At 62.3% G+C, this 20344-nt stretch carries 20 protein-coding genes; 16 read left to right on the forward strand and 4 right to left on the reverse strand.

Translation table 11 applies throughout. From position 1 onward, the window contains the following. Window positions 1-32: 32 nt before the first annotated feature. Complete coding sequence (locus GC125_RS06860; protein ID WP_286165396.1) at window positions 33-1349, forward strand: HlyD family type I secretion periplasmic adaptor subunit; 1317 nt, start codon at window positions 33-35, stop codon at window positions 1347-1349. A 98-nt stretch (window positions 1350-1447) separates the two neighbouring features. Here GC125_RS06860 and GC125_RS06865 read toward each other — a convergent pair whose 3' ends face one another. After that, the gene (locus tag GC125_RS06865; RefSeq protein ID WP_151984870.1) at window positions 1448-2509 is read right to left on the reverse strand and encodes an SCO family protein; all 1062 of its coding nucleotides are present in this window, start codon (window positions 2507-2509) and stop codon (window positions 1448-1450) included. 21 nt (window positions 2510-2530) lie between these two features. Continuing rightward, window positions 2531-4747, reverse strand: a complete 2217-nt coding sequence (locus GC125_RS06870; RefSeq protein WP_286165397.1) for a multicopper oxidase family protein — start codon at window positions 4745-4747, stop codon at window positions 2531-2533. A 452-nt stretch (window positions 4748-5199) separates the two neighbouring features. On the opposite strand from GC125_RS06870, the gene GC125_RS06875 reads away from it, so the two are divergent. The 9 genes from GC125_RS06875 to GC125_RS06915 are packed head-to-tail and all read left to right on the forward strand — an operon-like array spanning window position 5200 to window position 11235. Further along, window positions 5200-6399: a type II secretion system F family protein gene (locus tag GC125_RS06875; RefSeq protein WP_151984874.1), complete on the forward strand. Its 1200-nt coding sequence runs from the start codon at window positions 5200-5202 to the stop codon at window positions 6397-6399. Further along, window positions 6396-6857 carry a type II secretion system major pseudopilin GspG gene (gspG, locus tag GC125_RS06880; protein ID WP_151984876.1) on the forward strand — a complete coding sequence of 154 codons (462 nt, stop codon included), beginning with the start codon at window positions 6396-6398 and terminating at the stop codon, window positions 6855-6857. The genes GC125_RS06875 and gspG overlap by 4 nt, the downstream gene beginning before the upstream one ends. After that, window positions 6835-7293, forward strand: coding sequence for a pilus assembly FimT family protein (locus GC125_RS06885; RefSeq protein ID WP_151984878.1), 459 nt, complete (start codon window positions 6835-6837; stop codon window positions 7291-7293). The genes gspG and GC125_RS06885 overlap by 23 nt, the downstream gene beginning before the upstream one ends. Then, window positions 7290-7682, forward strand: a complete 393-nt coding sequence (locus GC125_RS06890) for a hypothetical protein (protein ID WP_151984879.1) — start codon at window positions 7290-7292, stop codon at window positions 7680-7682. Before GC125_RS06885 ends, GC125_RS06890 begins: the two co-directional genes overlap by 4 nt. Then, window positions 7679-8323 (forward strand): type II secretion system protein, encoded by a 645-nt coding sequence (locus GC125_RS06895; RefSeq protein WP_151984881.1) that lies wholly within the window; start codon window positions 7679-7681, stop codon window positions 8321-8323. The genes GC125_RS06890 and GC125_RS06895 overlap by 4 nt, the downstream gene beginning before the upstream one ends. Next, window positions 8320-9198, forward strand: a complete 879-nt coding sequence (locus GC125_RS06900; RefSeq protein WP_151984882.1) for a type II secretion system minor pseudopilin — start codon at window positions 8320-8322, stop codon at window positions 9196-9198. The genes GC125_RS06895 and GC125_RS06900 overlap by 4 nt, the downstream gene beginning before the upstream one ends. Continuing rightward, a complete protein-coding gene (locus GC125_RS06905; protein ID WP_199864485.1) occupies window positions 9198-10244 on the forward strand; it encodes a PilN domain-containing protein in 1047 nt (348 codons plus the stop codon). Before GC125_RS06900 ends, GC125_RS06905 begins: the two co-directional genes overlap by 1 nt. Continuing rightward, the gene (gspM, locus tag GC125_RS06910; protein WP_151984886.1) at window positions 10241-10777 is read left to right on the forward strand and encodes a type II secretion system protein GspM; all 537 of its coding nucleotides are present in this window, start codon (window positions 10241-10243) and stop codon (window positions 10775-10777) included. Before GC125_RS06905 ends, gspM begins: the two co-directional genes overlap by 4 nt. After that, window positions 10774-11235 (forward strand): hypothetical protein, encoded by a 462-nt coding sequence (locus tag GC125_RS06915; protein WP_151984888.1) that lies wholly within the window; start codon window positions 10774-10776, stop codon window positions 11233-11235. The genes gspM and GC125_RS06915 overlap by 4 nt, the downstream gene beginning before the upstream one ends. A 19-nt stretch (window positions 11236-11254) precedes the next feature. On the opposite strand, the gene GC125_RS06920 is transcribed toward GC125_RS06915, so the two are convergent. Continuing rightward, the gene (locus GC125_RS06920; protein ID WP_199864486.1) at window positions 11255-12952 is read right to left on the reverse strand and encodes a GspE/PulE family protein; all 1698 of its coding nucleotides are present in this window, start codon (window positions 12950-12952) and stop codon (window positions 11255-11257) included. A gap of 208 nt (window positions 12953-13160) precedes the next feature. Between GC125_RS06920 and gspD the strand changes: the two genes are divergently transcribed. The 4 genes from gspD to GC125_RS06940 all read left to right on the forward strand — a co-directional run bounded on the left by gspD (window position 13161) and on the right by GC125_RS06940 (window position 18073). Next, window positions 13161-15308, forward strand: a complete 2148-nt coding sequence (gspD, locus tag GC125_RS06925; protein WP_286165398.1) for a type II secretion system secretin GspD — start codon at window positions 13161-13163, stop codon at window positions 15306-15308. Window positions 15309-15312: 4 nt separating this feature from the next. Then, entirely contained in the window at window positions 15313-15912 is a 600-nt protein-coding gene (locus GC125_RS06930; RefSeq protein WP_151984891.1) for a prepilin peptidase, read from the forward strand. A gap of 128 nt (window positions 15913-16040) precedes the next feature. Next, window positions 16041-17411, forward strand: coding sequence for a sensor histidine kinase (locus GC125_RS06935; protein WP_199864487.1), 1371 nt, complete (start codon window positions 16041-16043; stop codon window positions 17409-17411). Next, the gene (locus GC125_RS06940; RefSeq protein WP_151984895.1) at window positions 17408-18073 is read left to right on the forward strand and encodes a response regulator; all 666 of its coding nucleotides are present in this window, start codon (window positions 17408-17410) and stop codon (window positions 18071-18073) included. The genes GC125_RS06935 and GC125_RS06940 overlap by 4 nt, the downstream gene beginning before the upstream one ends. A gap of 110 nt (window positions 18074-18183) precedes the next feature. On the opposite strand, the gene GC125_RS06945 is transcribed toward GC125_RS06940, so the two are convergent. Further along, window positions 18184-18402, reverse strand: coding sequence for a hypothetical protein (locus GC125_RS06945; RefSeq protein ID WP_151984897.1), 219 nt, complete (start codon window positions 18400-18402; stop codon window positions 18184-18186). Between the two features lie 12 nt (window positions 18403-18414). On the opposite strand from GC125_RS06945, the gene GC125_RS06950 reads away from it, so the two are divergent. Both GC125_RS06950 and GC125_RS06955 read left to right on the forward strand, forming a co-directional pair. Next, a complete protein-coding gene (locus tag GC125_RS06950) occupies window positions 18415-18738 on the forward strand; it encodes a hypothetical protein (protein ID WP_151984899.1) in 324 nt (107 codons plus the stop codon). Window positions 18739-19101: 363 nt separating this feature from the next. Then, the gene (locus GC125_RS06955) at window positions 19102-20343 is read left to right on the forward strand and encodes a metallophosphoesterase family protein (protein ID WP_151984901.1); all 1242 of its coding nucleotides are present in this window, start codon (window positions 19102-19104) and stop codon (window positions 20341-20343) included. Window position 20344: the final 1 nt, after the last annotated feature.

The following is a 20344-nucleotide window of genomic DNA, read 5'->3' on the forward strand; positions in this document are numbered from 1 at the left end:
CGCGCCGCCCCTTTATCCAGTGGAGCATGAGCATGGGAATGATGATCGGTAAATCGCAGGAAACGCGAAACGTTGGCACCTTCGGGATTCGCTCACGCGTGATCATGTCGGCGTCGCTTGCGGGGCTTTTGATCATCGGATGCGGCGGCTGGGCCGCGCAGGCAAGTCTTGCCGGCGCTGCGATCGCGCCGGGCCAGATCGCGGTCAAGCGTCAGGTGAAGGAAGTCCAGCATCGTGATGGTGGCATCGTCGCCGAGATACGCGTCTCGAACGGAGATCGCGTGCAGGAGGGCGACGTCCTGGTCAAGCTGGACGAAACCGACACACGGGTCGAGCTGTCGATCATCCGCTCGCAGCTGGCGGAACTGACCGGTGTCTATTCCCGTCTGCAGGCCGAGCGGGATGGCCAGGCAGAGGTCGCGTTTCCCGAAGGCTTTGACGCGACGGGTACGACATCCGGCGTCATCGCCGGCGAAATCAAACTCTTCCTCGACAATCGCGCGATGCGCGACAGCCAGAAAGAGCAACTGTCGCTTCAGGCCGAACAGTTGCGTGACCAAATCAAGGGGATGGAGGCGCAACTCGCTTCCAATCAGGCTGAGCACACGCTGCTGTTCGACGATATCACTCTCATGCGCAAGCTTCTGGAGCGCAAGCTGACCGAAGGTTCGCGCGTGCGGCAGATGGAACGGGAACTGGCCCGCATCGAAGGGCAGAGGGGCGAGATCGAATCGCGCGTCGCCCAGGCGCGCGGCCAGATCAGCGAAACCGAGTTGAAGATCCTCGCGATTGACCAGGAACTGAAGGCAACGGCGCAGACGCAGATCCGCGACATCGATGCGCGCATCGCAGAGCTGCACGAGCGTGAGATCGCTGCGGTCGACCGCCTTTCGCGGACCGAGCTGCGGGCGCCCGCATCCGGCCTCGTCTACGATCTGGCGGTCCATACCGTCGGCGGCGTCATAGGTTCGGGTGAGACGATCCTTTCGCTCGTGCCCGAAGACGAAGAAATGATGGTCGAGGTACGCGTGTCGCCGACAGATATCGATCAGGTGACGATCGGCCAGCCGGCGCGTCTTCGCCTGACGGCCTTCAACCAGCGCACGACACCGGAATTTGAAGGCCAGGTCACGGCGATGGCTGCGGCCGCGACCCGAGACCCTGCGTCCGGACGCGACTTCTATTTGGGTACTGTGGAGATCACGTCCGATCTCGCTCCGCTCGGCGACAAGGTCCTGATTCCCGGCATGCCCGTCGACGTGCTTCTCGTAACCGGTGAGCGTTCCGCGCTTTCCTATCTCGTGAAGCCATTTACGGACCAGATGGCCAAGGCATTCCGTGAAGAATAAGGGCGGGCTCCCGAATCGATCGCGGCGGGCCTGTACAGCGTCCCGCTAAAACGGCCGGTGTCCTGAAGGACACCGGCCGTTTTGTTTCACTCGAAAATTCAGTGATGGTGTGGCGTTTCTTCCGGCCCATGTTCGTGCGGGGCGCCATGGGCTGCATGGGCATCCTTTGCAGTGGGTTCGGCAGAAGCCTGGCCGCCATGTTGGTGTGCGGGATCCGCATCATGCGCGATCGCATCCGCGCGGGCCGTCATTACTTCTTTCGTGCGCGTTTCGAGATAGCTGATGAGGTCTGCCGCATCGTTTTCAGTCAAGGCGAAAGACGGCATGCGGACGCCCGGGAAACGCGCTACCATTTCCAGCGCGATCGGATCGCCGGCACGTCGGCTCGTTTCCGGGTCGCGGATGAAGGCTGCGAGCCAGTCGCGTTCGCGCCGTTCCGTCACGCCCATCAGGTCCGGTCCGACCATGTCGCCCACGCCAACGGTGTGGCAGGGTGCGCACATCTTCTTGAAGAGCGCCTGACCCGGTTCCGGACTGATCTGCAGATGCGCGAAATCGGCCGGATCGAGATAGGCCTGATTGGGCATGCGGCGCTGCTCGCGCCACACCGGGTCCAGATCGAGAACCGCGCTGGTCAATATCCCGATTTCGCCGAACGGCGTGTTTCTCGACCAGTCGCCGGTCTTGGCATTGCCGAGCACGACCTCGTTGCGATGGTTCGCCGGCACTTCGGAATTGTTGCCGAGCTTCGAGCCGATCAGTCGCAACGTCTCCTCGTCGCCGGTGATGAATGTCCAGCCGGGGCCGTCATAGAACGCGTCGGCGAAAGCTTTCAGGCGCTCCGGCGTGTCGTTGACAGGATCGACGCTGATCGACACGAAGAAGATGTCCTTGCCCATTCGGCCTTCCAGACGGCGGGCGACTTCCGCCAGCCGTGCCGTGTTGATGGGACATAGGTCGCGGCAGGAGGTGTAGATGAAGCTGATCAGCACCATGCGGTCGCGGATCAGATCATCGAAGAACCGGACATCCGTGCCGTCTTGTGTGACAACGGTACTGTTGGGGAAATAATTTTCTCCCCAGGGCGATGCGGCGTGAACCGCCGTTGTCGCAAGAAGACTGGCGGCCAGCGCCGCCAGCATGCGTTTCGTCTTGCCCATGTGCCGAGCCCCTTCGGATGGTCAGTTCTTCGGAATGAGATCGGTGACAGAGGCCAGTTCTTGCGGATTGATGTCGCGTGGCACGCCTTCCGGGATAATCTCCGGCGTCGTGAAGAAGACACCATCCGGCGTCGGATTTGGCGTCGGTGTGATCGAGCGCTGCGGCGAACCCGGGACGCCGGTCAATGCCTGGAAGCGAGACAGCATCGCAAAGTCCTCGTGAACCGTATTGTGGCAATGGTTCACATAGGAGCCGCCGAATTCGCCGAACTGGACCTGGAAGGTGACGCTTCCGCCCTCGCCAAGCCGCCAGACATCCTTGCGCGCGCCATATTCGAAGGACGGCATCGACATGCCCTGACGGCCGATGGTGACGCCTTCCTCGAAATGAAGGTGGATCGGATGGTCCCATCCGCCGCCGCCATTTTCATAGGTCCAGTGCTCAACGTCGCCTGACTGCGGGATGATCATCGAGATTCGGTTGGCGTTGAAGGAGTGGTGGTCTTCGCCGTTGATGCGCACCGTCCACGGGAAAGTGGCGTGTTCCGGGCAATCCGGCGTGCACGAACCGTCCGGACCGCGCGAATTGCCGCCTGACTTCTTGAATTCCACATGGCGGCGCCGCACCGGCTCCACGATTGGGATCTGTTCGGTCAGTTGCATGGGCACGCGGCTCGGATCAGGATCGGTCCATTTGAGCATGACGCTCTTGACGTCGACGCTGCGCACCCGGTCGACGATACGGAATTCCATGATCGAGCCGACGACCGGATCTTCCTCATCCCCGCGCATTGAGGACTTGATTGACAATTGCTCCTTCATGCGCAGTCCGTCGACGTGCTTTGCCTGATTGACGAGGTAAAATCGCTGGGCCAGCGGGAAGGCAGAGAAATCGACGACGATATCAAAGCGCTCGCCCATGCCTTGCGGCGGGAGGGTCGAGAGGGTGTACGGTTGTGTCAGGAAGTTGCCATCCGTCGCGATCAGCTGGAACGGTACCGGATTGCCGTTCTGATCCGCGATTGCGAGTTTCCAGAAACGCGAAACGCTGGCATTGAGGAGTCGGAAGCGGTACTTGCGCGGCAAAACTTCCATGTAGGGTGCATAGCCGCCATTGATGAGCGGGATGTCGCCGACAAATCCATCGACATCAAAGATGTCGAAGAAGAGCTGTCCGCTTGCGTCACAAGCGCAATCCGAGATGATCAGATTGACGTCGAAATCGGTATTGCCCCAGTCGAGAAGCGAACCACTTGGAAGCCTGAGATTCACGCCGTCTTGCAGCGTCTCGTTGCCACGGTCCGGTCCGCTGTACATGTTCACGGCGCCGAAATTGCCCTTATAGACATTTTCGGCGGTGAAGAAGAAGCGGTGATCGTGGGCCCACATGGAGCTTTGGATTTCGCGGAAATCGCCTTTCACGTGCACAAGGCCGCCGGCCCCGTCCGGTCCCGATGCGCGCGGATCGCTGGCGTCGGTATTGATCTTGTCGGCACGCGCAAGGGTGGTGCTCCAGCGATAGTCGTAGAAGGTGCCGGGGAAATGGTGCGTATTGGCGCCACCATCGCTTTCGGCGCCATTGTGCGCGTTGTGAAAATGCAGCTGCGTTTCGTTTCGCCCGAAGCCGTTGTTCTGCGATCTGTCGACGGGCATGTTGTTGTAGACGCGTGTGACGACTGGCTCGCCATAGCGCATCTTGATCAGGAACGGCGGCATTGATCCGTAGCTGTCCTTGCCTGAACCGTAGCACCAGAAACTATCCGGCGACTGGGTCGGAAAGAGATCGTGAAGATACGTGTCGCCGGCGCACTGCCCGATCGACATGACATAGGCGGCCTTGGGGAAATATTCGTCCCACCGCTGATGCGCAAAGATTTCACCCGGCGGCCGGCCTTCGATCGGGCCCCGATGAGTTTTCGGGTTGACGTAAGCCATATTGGCGTAGGGATTTTTGCTGAACTCGGTGTGATAGGAAAGCCGCCTTGCCGGCGGCTCTTCGAATCTGGCCGGGAACACCGCGTTGAATTCCTTGCCGGCCTGAAGTGTGTCACGCTTGCGCCTCAAGGGAATTGGCTTCTGCAATTGTGTTCTGTGCATCGGCTCGGTGAATTTCTTGACGCCGAAGAGCGGGCTCCTTGGAGCGCCGGTCGGCACGGATGCGTAGGCGCTCGTGGCGAACGGGCTCAGGCCGTTCTTCAGTGCCAACGCGCCGGTGGCGGTAAAAATGCCCCAGCGCATGAGGTCGCGTCGCGATACTTGCTCTTGATTGAGTGCCTGAACGATCTCTGCTCGGTTCGCCCGCGCCCGTTCAGCTTCCAACTTTCGGATTCTTGAAGCGTTTTCCGCTATATACATTGGCTAGTCCCCGCTCGGAACACGTTGAAAATTGATTTTTTTGTGATTTTGTGACTTCTATATTACGCCGCATCTTCAGAGATTCAATTATTAGCTAAGTCTATTTTGTATAGGACCAAAGTCCAAGCCGGTGCGGACCTTTGTCTCTTCATATATTCGACATCGGAGTATTCGCTTTCCTTGCTTATCGCCTTAGTCTGCAAGTCTGTTCTCGTTGGGAACGGTCAAGGAAATTAGGGGGTTAGAATTCCTCCGGCCCAAGGTCCGATGCAGGGGCACAAGCGTCAGCCGTAGGGCCGAAAGGAGCTTCCACAGGCGAGCGGGCGCCAGGGAACATGCAGGGATTTCGGTTCAAGGCACTGACGCCGGACGGCCAGGTCGTCGAGGGCGTCGAACACGCCATATCGCGCACCCAAGCGCTCGTCGCGCTCGAAGCGCGCTCGCTTGTTCCTGTGCTCGTTCAGGATGCCGCTGCCGAAATCGCGCCGGTGAAAACAAGTGGGCATGTCGCCCGGCGCGAGATCACCGACACCACCGAACAATTGGCGTTGCTTCTGCGCGCAGGCGTTGCCCTCGACCGCGCGCTTGCGCTTCTGGCGCAGGGCGCATCGCGCAGCCTCGCACGGGTCCTCGATCGGATCGCCCGGTCCGTTTCTTCCGGCGCCGCACTTTCGGAAGCCCTTGCACCCTACACGGCGCAGTTCGGAACCACCTATCTCGGCGTCGTTCGCGCCGCCGAACGGTCTGGCGCGATGGAGGCATCGCTCGAGATGCTCGTCGTGGAGAGGCGGCGGGTCGAGCGCCTGCGCGAACGGCTGTTTGCCTCACTCGCCTATCCGGCCTTTTTGGCGGTGGCAGCCGTCGCGGTCCTCGCCTTCGTGCTTCTCTACGTGATCCCGCAGTTCAAATCGGCGCTGTCGGATCTCGAGATCGCTGCAGGCGGCCAGGCTTCACTGGTCTTCGCGCTTTCCGACTTCGCGCTTCATCATCAAACATCACTTCTTGCGGTGGCAATCCTTCTGCTCATCGGCGCCCTGGTGGTCATGCGCAGTGCCGCCGCGGCAGACCTGTTCTTCGACACGGCCGGTGCGCTGCCCGGCTTGAAGCGCATTCTCGAATATGAGCGGACGGCGAGCCTGACGGCGATCCTCGGGTTGTTGCTCGCAAGTGGCGCGGATTTGCCATCTGCGCTGCGCCACAGTGGCGACGTGCTACGCCAATCGCGCCATCGCAGGGACCTAGCGGACGTAGTGCGCGCCGTGCGCGGCGGCACGCGGCTCAGTGCGGCGTTTGCGCGGGGCGAGATCATCGCTCCGGCGGCCGGCCAGATGGTCAAGGTCGCGGAAGAAAGCGGCGAGCTTGCCGATGCGTGCCTGCGGGTTTCGAGCGTTTATCAAACGATGCTGGACAAGGCGCTGGATCGGATGACGGCGGTCGCCGCACCGATGCTGCTCCTGCTCGTCAGCGCGCTCATCGCCTGGATGATCGTGGCCGTCATCGGCGCGCTCCTCAGCGTCAACGAGATCGTGCTATGAGAATCCGAAAAGCCCCAGCTGCAAAGCCGACATCGACGGACGCTCAGCGCCGCACCCGGCGTGGCGAAGAAGGGTTCACACTCGTCGAGCTGCTGGTCGTGCTCGTTATTCTCAGCCTCATCTCCGGTCTCGTGGCGCCGAGGGTTCTCGGCTATCTGACCGATGCGAGGGCACGGGCAAGCGCGCTTCAGATGACCGCCCTGACCGCAGCGCTCGATCTCTTCTACCTGGATACAGGACGCTACCCCTCCGACGCCGAGGGTCTCGGCGCGCTCGTCGATGGCAACGGGATCGCCCGCTGGTCGGGTCCCTACATCCAGCAGGCTGCCATCCCAACCGATCCCTGGGGCAACGCCTACGCCTATCGGGCGGAACCGGGTGGACAGTACCGTATCGTTTCTTTCGGACCGGATGGCGTGGAGGGGGGAGGCGACGATGCCGACAGCCAGACGCCCTGATGACGGAACGGCCGGTTATGCTCTCCTGGAGACAATGATCGCGATCGTGATCTTCGCTTTGGCAGCCGCTCTCGTGGTTCCGCCGGCACAGGCGCTCGTGGCATCGGCGCGTCTCGAGCGCACGACGAGTGCCGTCGTCTCGTTGCTGCGGGCGGATCGCAATGCGGCTTTGCGCAGCGGCAGGCTGGTCGCAACGACCGTCGATACCGCGGGCCTGTTTGTCCATTCCAGCGCGAACGGGATCGTCGTCCCCATCCCCAGCGGCGTCCTGGTAGATGTGCAGGCACAATCGTCCGGCGTCGTCTTCTATCCGGACGGACGCTCGTCAGGCGGTTGGTTTCGTCTGGCACAAGCTCAGTCCCTGAACGTCATCACCATCGATCCTGCCACTTCCGCCGTCCGGCTGTCCGCTCCGGGGACCGGGAGCAGCCAATGAAAACCTCAGCACGCGACAGCGAGGCCGGCTTTACGCTGATCGACAGCCTCGTCGCCGTCGCGACGCTCTCGGCCATGACGGCTCTTCTGCCGCAAGCGATCGTGACGGCGCGGCAGATGTCGAGTGAGACGGCAAGTTTGGTGAGCGCGCGGCTGGCCGCCGATAGCGTTTTGGCCGATCTGGCGCAAAGCGCTCCCCATGCTGGCCAACTGACGGGCGCAACCGACGGCCATAGCTGGCGCACGGAGACGAAGATTCGCGAAGCCGGACTGAATTCCAGGACGGAAGACGGCGCGTCGCCTGCGCTTTTCACCACGCGCATCAGCATCCAGGTGAGCGGCAATCGAACGCTCGTGATCGAGCGCCTTTCCTATGGAGCGGTCGAATGAGCGGCACCGTTTCTACCGGACGGGAAGATGGTTTCGCACTCCTGGAAGCCGTCGTCGTGCTGGCGATCACCGCGTTGGTGTTCGTCGCGCTCGCCGTCTCGACCGGTATGGTGGTGCGCAACGCCAAGGCGATGAGCGAACGAACAAACCTCGCCGAAACGCTGATCGGCGGCCTGGAGGCCTGGCGCCACGATGTCGCCGCCGCCTTCATCCCCGGAGACGTCGTCAACGGTCCGGCCATGACCGGAAGCGCCAATGCGATGACCTTCGTTGCAGCCCGCTCCGGCATCGACGGCATTTCGGCACTCGTTACGTATCGGGCGCAAGGCGTGCGGGTCGAGCGATCGGTTGCGAACTATACCTCCGTCGAGGCTGATCAACGCGCTGCCGCAACCGCCGAAGCGGTGCTCAACGGTCCATGGCGTTTTCGGTTCGCCTATCGTGCCCGCCACGGCGAAGGCCGATGGCTCGACAGCTGGACCCGGGCAAATGAACTGCCCGCGTTCGTCCGGCTGAGCGTCCTCACCGGGCGCGCGCCTGAAACCATCATCGCCGAAGTCGTGGCGCCCATCCGCGCCAACCGCACGACCGTTTGCATCGGTGCCTGCGTCGCGGTTCTCGACAGAACGGAGCGGCCATGATGCGCGCACCGGTTGGTTACGATGCGAGAGGGCATGATGCGGGATACGTCACCATTTCGGTGCTGCTCGTCTGCTCGCTGCTTGCGACGATCGCGGCCGGTCTGCTGACGACGCCGCGACCCACGCTCGGCCGATCGCTGATCGAACTGCAAATGGTCGAGGTGGAAGCGCTGCTCGACAGTGGGCTCGATGTTGCCGCGTTTCGTTTGTTCGGGGCTGAGGCCGGCAATGAGGATTGGCAACCCGGCGCTGAAACGATCGTGCTCGAGAATGGCCGCGTGGTGGTCGAGACATCATCGGAAACCGGTCGGGTCGATGTGAATTGGGCCGATGCTGCTTTCTTGGCGAACCTCTATTCCGAGGTCGGCGCAACCTCCATGCCAGCGGCAAGCTTTGCCGACCGCGTGCTGGCGCTGCGTTCAGCCGGTGATCCGCAAGCGCAAGCATCCGGAGCCTTGACGACGATCGGCGATCTGGCTGCGATCGAAGGTCTTGCGCCGGCGGATTTTGCACGCCTTTCCCCCTATCTCACCGTGTTCGGCGGCATGGGGCAGGTCGATCCGTGGAGCGCCGACAGGCTGGTGCTTCGCGCCGTGCCGGAGATCTCGCTACGGGAGGTCGAGCGAATTCTCTCGGCGCGCCAGGCGCGAAGCGCGACCGCCGATGAGACGATTCTCGAGATTGCCCGCGATCACGCCGATTATCTTTCCACGCAGACGCCGCAACGGTTTCGCGTGACCGTCGATGCCTGGGCCGGGAACGGGCTGGCAGGCCGGGCCGAGGCCGTGATCGAGGACGGAACCGACCAGGATCCTTTCACCGTTCTCGCATGGGCGCGGCGCCCGATCGCCGATACCGGACGGGGAGGACGCTGATGCGCGCGCTCGTTTCGCCCCTACACGGCATTTGGAGCCTGCTGGTCGACGAGACCGCCGGACTGATCGCGCCGACGCACGGGCGTCGTTCGCGAAGCCGTCATGTGCTCACACAGACCGCCGGTGGTTTCGTTCTGCAGAAGCGGCGCGGTCGCAAGCTGGTGACCGTGGCCGAAGGGTCTCTGGACAGCATCGGCTCCGTTCTCAAACGAACCGCCAACCAATCGGCGCTTGATGTCGATGTTCGCCTCGGCGATCGCATGGTGATGCGGCGTGTGGTGCAATTGCCGCCGACGCCTGCTGAGCACATCCCAGCGGTTGTCGGGCTGCAGATCGAGAAGCTCAGTCCCTGGAACAACGGCAGCGCGCTGCATGCTTTCCGGATCCAGCGAGACGGCACGCAGGCGCCAGGCGCGCTGATGGTCCGGATCGCCATCATGGCGCGCAAGTTCTGGGAGCGGATGGAAAAGGACTTGGCTGCAGCCGGTCTGCGCGCGGTGACCCTCGGGCCGATTTCCGAAAGCCTGGCGGATGGACCGGCGCTGGATTTGCTGGCCGATCCGCAGGCTCGCCATGCGAGGGCGCGGCGCAGCGCTTCCGCCATCATTCTGCTCCTGGTTGCCGGAGCGCTGGCGGGCAGCACCTTCGCCTATCTGCAGGTCGCCGCTTCGCAGAGTGCGCTGGCGGTCAGAGTGGCGCAGGCGGCCGAGCTCCGCGCAGAACTCGAAACGCGGCTAGCGAGCAACGCGCCCGGTGAAGGTGCGCAATTTTTGCTGCAGGCAAAATTGGCAGACGAACCGCTGGTAATGTTGCTCAACGCTTTGAGCGCGACATTGCCCGATGGCACCTACCTGACCGCATTCGAAGCGTCCGGAGCGGAAATCCGTCTTTCCGGTTATTCGGATGACGCGGGCGCGTTGATCCCGTTGCTCGAAAGCGATCCAAATCTCGATCAGGTTCGCTTCGCCTCGTCGGTCTTCGTCGATCGCGACACGGGGTCGGAGCGTTTCGAGGTCGTGGCTGTCCGGGCGGGAGACACGTCATGAGCCGCGCTCGCGCCGTCACAATTGCCTGCCTGGCGCTGCTCGCGACAGCGCCTGTCGCTGCATTTTTCTGGGCTCAAGACCGGCTTTCCGATCTGCGACAAGAGACGTCCATCGTCGACAATACCATTGCCCAGCTGCAGCAGCGGCTGCAACCGAGTGCCAGGGGCGACGACCGCTCTGGCGAGGGGATGCTTGTCGATTTCTATTTGGATGGGGCGACCGAGGCCGTCGCTGCGGCTGGTCTCCAGGCCCAGTTGGCGACGCTTGCGCGTGAGGCGGGGATCGACATCGATGAATTCGAAGTCATGCGCGCCCTGGATGCGGAGACCCAGGCAGCGGCCAAGCCGGGCATCCGGCTTCGGTTGGCGTTCAAAGCCGAGAACGATGCTTTCCAGGAAATGCTCTACGCGATCGAACAGGGTCGGCCGGCGATGCGTGTCCAATCACTGCGGTTGGCAACGTTCGATGCCGATGAAGCACCGATTCTCAACGCCGATCTGGTTGTGGAAGCCTATCGGAGGATGGAGCCATGAGATGGCGCATCGCGAGCTTGGCTTTCGCTCTGATCTGTTCAGCCCCGGTCTGGACAGCCGCAATGGCCGACGGCACCGAGGAAACGGCCGCAGAAACACCATTCTTTCCGCAGATGTCGCTTGAGACCTTGGCAGACATGCGGGAGAGACCGCTGTTTGCGCCCTTTCGGCGACCGACCGCCCCACCGCCGCCCGCGATCATCCAGCCGGTGGCGATCGCCGAACCCATGGCGCAACCGCCTGCGCCGCCACTACCCGAACCAGCCGTACGGCTGGTCGGCGTCACGATTGGCGACCAAACAGGCTTTGCGATCATCGAGCATCAGCCGACGGGCGAGGTGCTGCGGATGGAGGATGGCGCCTTGCTCGATCTCTGGGTGCTGTCGGTCGTCGATGCGCGCACCATCGCCTTCGAGCATGAGGGGAGGCGCGCGGTCTATGCATTGTTCGAGCGATAGACGAAATCCGTCCCGCGCCTCAGATGGTTGCCTTCAGCAGCTCGTCCACGCTTGTCTGGCCGGTACACACTTTGGCGTATCCGTCCTGCAGCATGGTGGTCATGCCGCTCGAGACGGCCGCGGCTTCGATGTCGCCGGCGGAGTGGCCCGATCGGATCATGCCGCGCAAGGGTTCGTCCATGCTCAGAACCTCGAAGATACCGATCCGTCCGCGGTAACCGGTCTGTGCGCACTGGCCGCAGCCCTCGGCACGGTAAATGACTGCGTCGGCCTTCATCGTCAGACGACCGCTGTCGGCAAAGGGCTTGAGAGCCCTTCCGGCATTCTCGTCGACCGTCCGGCAATGCGGGCAGAGTTGCCGCACGAGGCGCTGGCCGACGACGCATCGAAGCGTCGCGTTGATCAGGAACGGCTCGACGCCGAGGTCCACCAGTCGCGTCACGGCATCGGCGGCACTGTTGGTGTGCAGCGTCGTCAAGAGCAGATGGCCGGTCAGCGCGGCCTGGATGCCCACAGCCGCCGTCTCGCCATCACGCATTTCGCCCACCATCAGGATATCCGGGTCGTGGCGCAGGAAAGCGCGCAGCGCGGTGGCAAAATCGAGCGCGATTGCCGGCCGAACCTGGGTCTGGCTGATGCCGGGGATCTGGTACTCGATCGGATCTTCGACCGTCATGATCTTGCGGTCGGATCGGTTCAGCGCGGCGAGCGCTGCCGTCAGGGTCGTCGTCTTGCCGCTGCCGGTCGGGCCAGTCACCACGATCATGCCATGCGGTTGCTCGAGATGCGCGCTGAAGCGTGCAAGGTCGTCGGGCGCCATGCCGAGGCGGGCGAGATCGAGCGCATGGGCTCCGCGCGCCAGAAGCCGCATGACGAGGCTTTCGCCGTGAAGGGCAGGGGCAGTCGCCACGCGAATGTCGGTCTCCAGCGTTCCGATGCGCATGCGGGCGCGACCGTCCTGCGGCAGGCGGCGTTCGGCAATGTTGAGGCCAGACAGAATCTTGACGCGCGAGATGATGCCGCGCGCGGTCTCTTCCGCGACGCGCTCGTGCAAACGCAACACACCATCTACGCGCAAGCGGATGCGTGCGCCGGATTGCTCCATCTCGACATGGACATCGGTGGCACCCGCAATCAGCGCCGCCTCCACGAGCCCGTCGACCGCCGTGACGATCGGCGCATCGCTCGCAAGATCGTGCAGGCGCTCGCTGTCCCCTTCGCCGATGGACAGCGGACGCTCAGCAGCTACGGCAGCCCCGGTGTGGCGGCGCTCCGACGTCGCCTCGTCGAAACGTGCAGCCAGCGCGTCGAAGGACGCGACTGCCAGCGGCACGTCTTCGCCCATGGCAAGCTGCAGGACGACGATGTCATCGGTGCGTGTCGGGTCGGCGGTCGCGATGGCAACCGAGCCGTTCAATCGACACGGAAACAGCCAGCTGCCGCGCAGGAAACGGATCGACAGGCTTTCCAGGAGCTCGGGGTCGTAGATGATCGCCTGGTCGTCGGCACGCTGCAAGCCGTGGAAGGCGGCGACGGCATCTGCAAGTCGCGGAGCAGGTATCAGCGCGGCATCGTGCAAATCGCCGTAAGACGTGCGTCCAGCCTGGCGAAGGTTTCCCAGAATAGGCTCGTCGCCGGACATGTAACCGTTGTTTTGCAGGAACGCGATAAAGGGCGCCGAATCCCTGATTTGAGCATCTGTAACGAAAGCATCCATGTGGATTTTCCGACGCGTTGCCGAACGGAGCTGCATCAAGCCCATGGCTTATTGCAGACTTTGACAATACCATTACCGCACTCGCCTTACGAATCAGTTTTCGGAAAAGTCGAGCGGGCGTTTTCTGTTTGGGGGCAGAAGATGTCGGGGATGCTTGCTTCGGTAATACATGCGCGGCGCGGCCGGTGGTGGGCCAGGAGGGACGGCGTTGCATATCAAGCGTAGTATGGGCGCTCTGGCCGCCATCCTGCTTTCGTTGCCCATGGCTGGCGGCTGCGCGAATTCCGAGGGCGGTGCCACTGCCGAGCGGCCATCGGTTCTCAGCCAGGTCTTCCGACCGGATTTTTCGGCGCGTTCTCCGCGCGGCAGTGGTAATTCTTCCGGCGGCTCGCAGGGCAATCAGGAGATTGCCGCCTCTCGCATCTTTGGCGCCAGCAGCCCGGGCATCGATGGCACGGTTACCGGCCAGACGCCGACTTCGACCAATGGCGGCGTGCAGCTGAATTTCGAGGATGCCGACCTCCTCGAATTCATCGACACGGTGCTTGGTCAGACGTTGCAGCTGAATTACACGGTCGACCCCAATGTTTCCGGAACCGTGACGTTGTCGACGGCCCGGCCGATCGGTCGTGACAGCCTGCTTGAGCTTCTGGAAGCCGTTCTTCGCGTCAACGGCGCGGAACTGACGCGCAGCGGCGAGACCTACCAAGTGGTCGAGGCGACGTCCGCGACGACCTCTCGGGTGGACTACGGCATGGCAGGTGCCGGCTACGGGCTCAGCATCATCCCGCTGCAGTTCATCTCGCCACAGACGCTCAGCCAACTGATCAACGGCTTCGGTGCGCGGCCCGGCTCGCTCCGCGTTGAGACCACGCGCAATCTCTTGATCGTGCTCGGCAGTTCCGCGGACCGACGGTCGGCGATCGAAACGGCGCTCGCTTTCGACGTCGACTGGATGCAGGACCAGTCCGTTGGCATTCTGACCATGCGCACTGCAAAACCGGAGGCTGTGATCCCCGAACTGGAGCGCATCTTCGCAGCGCAGGGCGGCGGCAGCGGCTCCAATGTCATCCAGTTCATGCCGATGCCGCGGCTGCAGGCCGTTCTCGCCGTTTCCCAGAACAGGGAGCTCATCGAACGCGCGCAGACCTGGGTGGAACGACTGGACCGGGAGAATGCCGATCTGGACGAAAGCGTGCATGTGTATCGGCTGAAATATCGCGAAGCCTCCGTTGTCGCCGAACTGCTCAATCAGTTGTTCCAAGGCCAGAGTGCTAGCCCGTCAGCCCCGTCGCTTGCGCCGGCGGAGGATTTGACGCTGGCGGGCAACGAGCCCTTGACGCAAGGCGAGCAACTGATCGATGCCGCTTTCGGCGATGATAATGGGGTTTCGGGCGCCTTCACCGTTGCCTCGCAGCCGGTCCAGATTTTCAATGCACCGACGGCAAGCGGTGGAATACCGCGCATTCAGCCGGATACGTCGAACAACTCGATCATCATCTATGGCGATCTGGATGCCCGGCAGAGGGCCCTGTCAGCGCTCGGGCGCATCGACGTTCCACAATTGCAGGTGGCGATCAACATCACCATGGCCGAAGTCCGGCTGACTGACGAGTTGCGCTATGGCGTTCAGTATTTCGTCAAGAGCCAGAATGTTGGGCTCGGCAGCGACAACGGATCGATCGGGCTGTTCAACACGCTGGCCGACAACATCGGGCGCGAACTGCCTGGCTTCAATTTCGTGGTCGGCAGCGAGTCCAGTCCGGACATTATCATCAATGCACTCGATGCCGTGACCGATGTGCAGGTCCTCTCATCGCCGTCGCTGGTTGTCATGGAGAATGAGGAAGCCCGTTTTCAGGTCGGCGATCAGATACCGATCGTCACGCGCACCGTCACTTCGGTCGAGGACGCGAATGCGCCGGTCAGCAACCAGGTCGAATATCGCGACACGGGGATCATCATGCGCGTGCGGCCCCGTATCTCGGAAGACGGCATCGTGACAATGCGGATCGAGCAGGAGATATCGGCGGTATCTTCCAACGCGGGAACGCTCACGCCCGTCATCTCCAACCGTTCGATTTCGAGCAATGTCGCGGTCGTCGATGGACAGACCGTGCTTTTGGGCGGTCTAATCCGGGATCAGTCGGAAGCTGGCAAGGACGGTATTCCGGGCTTGCGGCGCATGCGCGGCATCGGCAATCTTTTCGGCAGCACGAACCGGTCCAACGAACGCACGGAACTTCTGATTCTGATCCGCCCGTCGGTCATTCGCGATGGCAAGGATGCGCAGACAGTTGCGGAAGAGCTTCAGTCGCGCATGTGGGAATTGGGACCGCGTACCATCAAGCGCTGAACCGATGTCCAAGGTGTCGCGGCGAGAGCTGATCGGGATCTGTGCCGGAGCATTTGGATTGGTGATTGCTGTCGCCTTGACCGTAAAAGGCGGCATCGACCCGACCTGGCCGTTCGGCCTTTGGCTCGGCGCTCTTTGCCTCGCCATCGCCGTTGAGGATGTGCGGCATCTGCGCGTCGCCGATAGCGCCAACGGACTGTTGTTTGTCGGTGGTTGCGCTTGGCGGATTCTGCAGTCGCCAGCGGCGGGTTACGAAGCGCTCGTGCTCGCACTGTTGGCATCCTTGGTTTGTGGCGGGGCACTTCTCGCGCTGCGTGCGCTGCATGCGCGAATATCCGGACGCATCGGCCTCGGGTTTGGCGATGTCAAATTCTGCGCCGCTGCAGCCACGTGGACCGGCCTGGCCGGATTTCCGTTCATGCTCCTGCTGGCAAGCCTGACGGCATTGATCGTCGTCGGCCTGATGAGCGTGTCACGTTTTGGATGGAACATGCAGCGGCGATTGCCCTTTGCGGCCTTCCTCGCTCTAGCGTTGCTCATGCTCTGGCTTGCGGTCAGCCCTCTCGCAGGTTCGCTCGTGGATGGGCTGCTTCAGCACCCTTGATGGTTGCGGGTTCGGCCCTTGGTCGCTTTTCAGGCTGACTTTCGTCCAGTTGTTAGAGGCGCCTCGCGAACGTAGAGTTTTTGCAACTGATCCGCTGCTGGAGTGCATCAACGATGCTTGGCGGGCCCATGGGACGCTTGTCGCTTTCGCTTCGTTTTGCTCTGGCCGGTGCAGCGGTTCTCATCATGGGGACGCTGATCATCGGAAACTGGGTCGTTGCCCGGATTTCCAGTGGCGTGACGGCCAATGTCGCCATTTCCACGGCTCTCGTCGTCGATGGTCTGGTCACGCCGATCGCCCAGGAACTGAAGGACAAGAACGTCCTCTCCATCGGGCCCGTGCGCGCGCTCGACGAATTGCAGAAAAGCGCGCCGCTCGCGGGCCGGGTCGTCGGCATGCGCATCTGGAAACCCGATGGTCGGGTCGCATACAGCAACGACTTCGATATGATCGGTATGCATTTCACGCCGTCCGACGAACTGCTGCGGGCAGTCGCGGGCGAGGTCGTGGCCAGCCGCGACTCGTTGCACGATGACGAGAGCGCCCGGGTTGCCGCTCTCGGCGTGCCGCTGCTTGAAATCTACAGTCCCGTGCGAGACCGCTGGACCGGTGAGGTTCTGGCGGTGGCCGAGTTCTACGAGGACGCGACGAAGCTCGAGGCGATGTTGGCGCAGGCGCGCGGGCAATCCTGGCTCGTGGTCATCGCCACGATGAGCGGCATGGGGCTTCTCTTGTTCGGCGTCGTGCATGGCGGCAACCGGCTGATCGAACGACAGAAGACCGCGCTGCAGGACGAGATCGAGCGCGTCGCCGCGATGTCTCACCAGAACGCCACGCTGAGGGAGCGGATCGAGCGCGCCTATACGCTCTCGACCGAACTCAACGAGCGCTACTTACGCCGTGTAAGCGCCGATCTGCACGACGGACCGGCGCAACTCGTCGGGCTCGCATCTCTGCGGATCGGGAGCCTTCGCGACAGCGCCGACGAGATGCGTCGCCGCTCGGAAGCAGGGCTCGTGCAGCAGGTCCTGGGTGAAGCGATGAGCGACATTCGGACTATCTGCAATGGACTATCCCTGCCGCAGATCGAGAACCAGTCTTTGACCGAGCTGCTTTGGGATGCCGTCCGATCACATGAACGTCGTACCGCTACGAAGGTGGAGCTCAGCGTCTGCAACGACGATCTCGATCTGCCGGTTCACCTGAAGATCTGTTGTTATCGCTTCGTGCAGGAAGGTCTGAACAATGCTTTTCGCCACGCGGGCGGAAACGACCAAGCGGTGCTTTGCCATTTGGAGCGCGGCGTGCTGCATCTCAGCGTAACGAACGGACCCTACCAGCCAGACCACCTCAGACCTCCCAACGACCGAAAAAGCCTTGGATTGGAAGGGCTTCAGGGTCGTCTGGAGGCACTGGGGGGCCTGTTCCATTTCGAGACATTTCCCCAGACCGGCAGCCGGCTGGAGATGTCCGTCCAGGTTGAAAGGATTGCGGCATGAACAGTGCGATACGGCTTGTGGTGGTGGACGATCATCCGCTTTATCGCGACGGGGTCGTCCGCACGCTTAGCGAGCATGACGGCCTGGAAGTGGTCGGGCAGGGTGGCTCGGCCGATGATGCGGTGCTTCTGTGCATGGCGCACAAGCCGGATGTCGCCTTGCTCGACGTTTCGATGCGCGGTGGCGGTATCGCTGCAGCCGGGCGGGTGATGGACGCGGTTCCGGACACGAAGGTGATGATGCTCACGGTCTCGGAGCAGGACACGGACGTCATTAATGCGCTGGAGCAGGGCGTCAAAGGCTATGTCTTGAAGGGTGTGGAAGGCAGCGAACTCGTTTCGATTATTCACCGGGTAGCATCTGGCGAATCCTACGTCGCGCCATCGCTTGCCGCCGGCCTTCTGGTCTCCATGAAGCTGACGATGAAGCGCAATGGCGAGAGCACGCGCGCGAACATGTTGACGGAGCGGGAGGAGGGCATTCTCCGGCTCGTCTCGCTTGGATGTTCAAACAAAGAGATCGGCCGCCACCTCGATCTGCAGGAAAAGACGGTGAAGCACTACATGACCGGCATCCTGCAGAAGTTGAATGTGCGCAACAGGGTCGAAGCGGCCGTCGTCGCACGCGAACAGCTCGGCATGCGTCCTGTTGACAGCGCCTGAACGATTCTGCGTCCAATCGCGCCAGACAAAACCGCGGCCTCATCGACAAAAGAAAACCGGCAGCGGCCTGAGCCGCTGCCGGATCGCTGAACCCCTTGGGGGGCGGGGGGCTAGAATGCGGAGTTCAGCCGATCTATGTCAGACTGGGTCGCCGGTCTTTCGACGACTGTCTGGTTGGTGGGATCCTTGAGTTCATAACGGCCGTTTTCGACTTCTTCCTTCCAGCCGTCGCTATAGGTCACTTCGAGGGCGGAACCCTCGCTTTCCGCTTTCGCTACCGAACCGCGTTCGCGATCCGGCGAGAAGAAGTCGGCCAGGTTGACCGGCATGCTGTCACGACCATGTCTGCCACGGTGGTCGTCATCATCGTCATTTCGGCCATGACGGCTCTCGTCGTCATCGCGATCATTGTCGCGGCCACGGTTGTCGGCACGATCACCACGATCATGGTCGTCGCCGCCACGGTCATCACCGCCACCACGATCGCTATCGCTGTCGCCACCTCTATCTCCTCCGTGGCCACCGTCGCTATCGCCATCGCTATCGCCGCCGCCACGACCGGAGCTGTCGCCATCCTTCGCAAAGGACTGGCCGAACTTGAACTCCAAACGCATCCCCCCATCGCTTTCCTTGACGAGACTGCCGTTCAACGCCAATCCGGCTGATACGACTGCCATCGCCAACAGTGTCCGATTGAGTTTTGCCAATTTCATCGAATGCTCCTCAGCTATCCGCCACGTTCATTCGTAGTTGCTTTTATATCTGCCGAAAATCCGGCCCGGACCGATGCGCGGGGGTGCGGCCCCTGGGTCGGTCGCGCTTTCAGACCATGGGCTGAAATGTTTCGGACCGGCACGCTTGGACGCTATGGAGCCTCGTTGAGAGAAAGCAGCCCCATTTGCATCAAACTGCCTGTGGATTGGCAGCCTGAAGGGCCTGCAAAGGTCGCTTGCGGTCCGGTTTGCACCTAGTATCGATTGTTTCTGTCATTGCGTCAGGTCTGATGCTGTCAGCCCGCTGAGGACAATTTGAGCCGATTCAGATTCATCCACGCCGCCGATCTGCATCTTGGGAGCCCTTTCGAAGGGTTGGCGATCAAGGATCGCGTCATCGCCGAGCGCTTCGCTGCGGCCACGCGCGACGCCTTCTCCGAGCTGGTCCGTCGCGCGATCGAGGAGGAAGTGGCGTTCTTCATCGTCGCCGGGGATGTCTATGACGGTGAATGGCGCGACAATTCGATCGGGCTTTTCTTCAACCGCGAAGTGGCGCGGCTCGACCGGGCAGCCATCCCTGTCTTCCTGCTGAAGGGCAATCACGACGCCGACAGCGTCGTGACGAAGAGCATCACGCTGCCGACGTCCGTCAGCCAATTCGACACCCGCAAGCCCTCGAGCTTCGCGTTGGATGACTTGAAGGTCTCGCTGCACGGGCAGGGATTTGCGGAGCGGGCGGCAAGCGACAATCTCGCGCGGGCCTATCCGGCGCCGGTGCCGGGGCATTTCAATATCGGCGTGCTTCACACATCGCTTACCGGCAGGCCTCCGCATGCGAATTATGCCCCTTGCTCCGTCGATGATCTGAGGGCGCGCGGGTACGACTACTGGGCGCTCGGCCATGTCCACGACCACGAAATCGTCGCCAACGATCCGCCGATCGTTTTTCCAGGCAATTTGCAGGGCCGAAACATCCGCGAGAGCGGGGAAAAAGGCGCGGTTCTCGTCAGCGTCGAGGACGGCCGCGTTGCGTCGATCGACCGCCTGGTCGTGGATCAGGCGCGCTGGCAGCTGGTGAGCGTCGACGTTTCCGCAGCCGAGACGGTGCCGGCGCTTCTGAGGCTGGTGGAAGATGCGCTCGGTTCAAGCTGTGGTGATGGCAACGGTCGGCTGACGGCGCTTCGTGTCGCGCTCATCGGTGCCAGTGCGCTGCGACCGCAGATACTGATGGGCCGCGCCGAACTGGTCGACGAGATTCAGGCTGCGTGCCATCGCATCGATCCGGATATCTGGCTGGAGAAGCTCGATCTTCGGGTCGGGCCGATCGAACGGCCACTGGCGGTCGATGAAGGAGACGCGCGCGTCGATCTGCAGCCGCTGCTCGCCGATCTCGTCCATGATCCGGCGCTCGTCGATGCCGCCGAGGCCGCGTTGCGCGAAATCCTGGCGAAGCTGCCTGCCGCTTCCGGGTCAGGAGATGCTCCACTCGGTGCGACCGTCGACGACCTTCTGGCAGAAGCGCGCGACGTGCTGCTTGCGCGCAGCGGGAGCGACTGAC

This window comes from Rhizobium sp. EC-SD404 (assembly GCF_902498825.1).
Classification (GTDB): Bacteria; Pseudomonadota; Alphaproteobacteria; order Rhizobiales; family Rhizobiaceae; genus Georhizobium.

Bases quoted from the DNA above. Each gene is read 5' to 3' on its own strand.
- GC125_RS06860 (WP_286165396.1), top strand. From the start codon at position 33: ATGGGAATGATGATCGGTAAATCGCAGGAAACGCGAAACGTTGGCACC.
- GC125_RS06865 (WP_151984870.1), bottom strand. From the start codon at position 2,509: ATGGGCAAGACGAAACGCATGCTGGCGGCGCTGGCCGCCAGTCTTCTT.
- GC125_RS06870 (WP_286165397.1), bottom strand. From the start codon at position 4,747: ATGCGCTGGGGCATTTTTACCGCCACCGGCGCGTTGGCACTGAAGAAC.
- GC125_RS06875 (WP_151984874.1), top strand. From the start codon at position 5,200: ATGCAGGGATTTCGGTTCAAGGCACTGACGCCGGACGGCCAGGTCGTC.
- gspG (WP_151984876.1), top strand. From the start codon at position 6,396: ATGAGAATCCGAAAAGCCCCAGCTGCAAAGCCGACATCGACGGACGCT.
- GC125_RS06885 (WP_151984878.1), top strand. From the start codon at position 6,835: ATGCCGACAGCCAGACGCCCTGATGACGGAACGGCCGGTTATGCTCTC.
- GC125_RS06890 (WP_151984879.1), top strand. From the start codon at position 7,290: ATGAAAACCTCAGCACGCGACAGCGAGGCCGGCTTTACGCTGATCGAC.
- GC125_RS06895 (WP_151984881.1), top strand. From the start codon at position 7,679: ATGAGCGGCACCGTTTCTACCGGACGGGAAGATGGTTTCGCACTCCTG.
- GC125_RS06900 (WP_151984882.1), top strand. From the start codon at position 8,320: ATGATGCGCGCACCGGTTGGTTACGATGCGAGAGGGCATGATGCGGGA.
- GC125_RS06905 (WP_199864485.1), top strand. From the start codon at position 9,198: ATGCGCGCGCTCGTTTCGCCCCTACACGGCATTTGGAGCCTGCTGGTC.
- gspM (WP_151984886.1), top strand. From the start codon at position 10,241: ATGAGCCGCGCTCGCGCCGTCACAATTGCCTGCCTGGCGCTGCTCGCG.
- GC125_RS06915 (WP_151984888.1), top strand. From the start codon at position 10,774: ATGAGATGGCGCATCGCGAGCTTGGCTTTCGCTCTGATCTGTTCAGCC.
- GC125_RS06920 (WP_199864486.1), bottom strand. From the start codon at position 12,952: ATGGATGCTTTCGTTACAGATGCTCAAATCAGGGATTCGGCGCCCTTT.
- GC125_RS06930 (WP_151984891.1), top strand. From the start codon at position 15,313: ATGTCCAAGGTGTCGCGGCGAGAGCTGATCGGGATCTGTGCCGGAGCA.
- GC125_RS06935 (WP_199864487.1), top strand. From the start codon at position 16,041: ATGGGACGCTTGTCGCTTTCGCTTCGTTTTGCTCTGGCCGGTGCAGCG.
- GC125_RS06940 (WP_151984895.1), top strand. From the start codon at position 17,408: ATGAACAGTGCGATACGGCTTGTGGTGGTGGACGATCATCCGCTTTAT.
- GC125_RS06945 (WP_151984897.1), bottom strand. From the start codon at position 18,402: ATGCCGGTCAACCTGGCCGACTTCTTCTCGCCGGATCGCGAACGCGGT.
- GC125_RS06950 (WP_151984899.1), top strand. From the start codon at position 18,415: ATGTCTGCCACGGTGGTCGTCATCATCGTCATTTCGGCCATGACGGCT.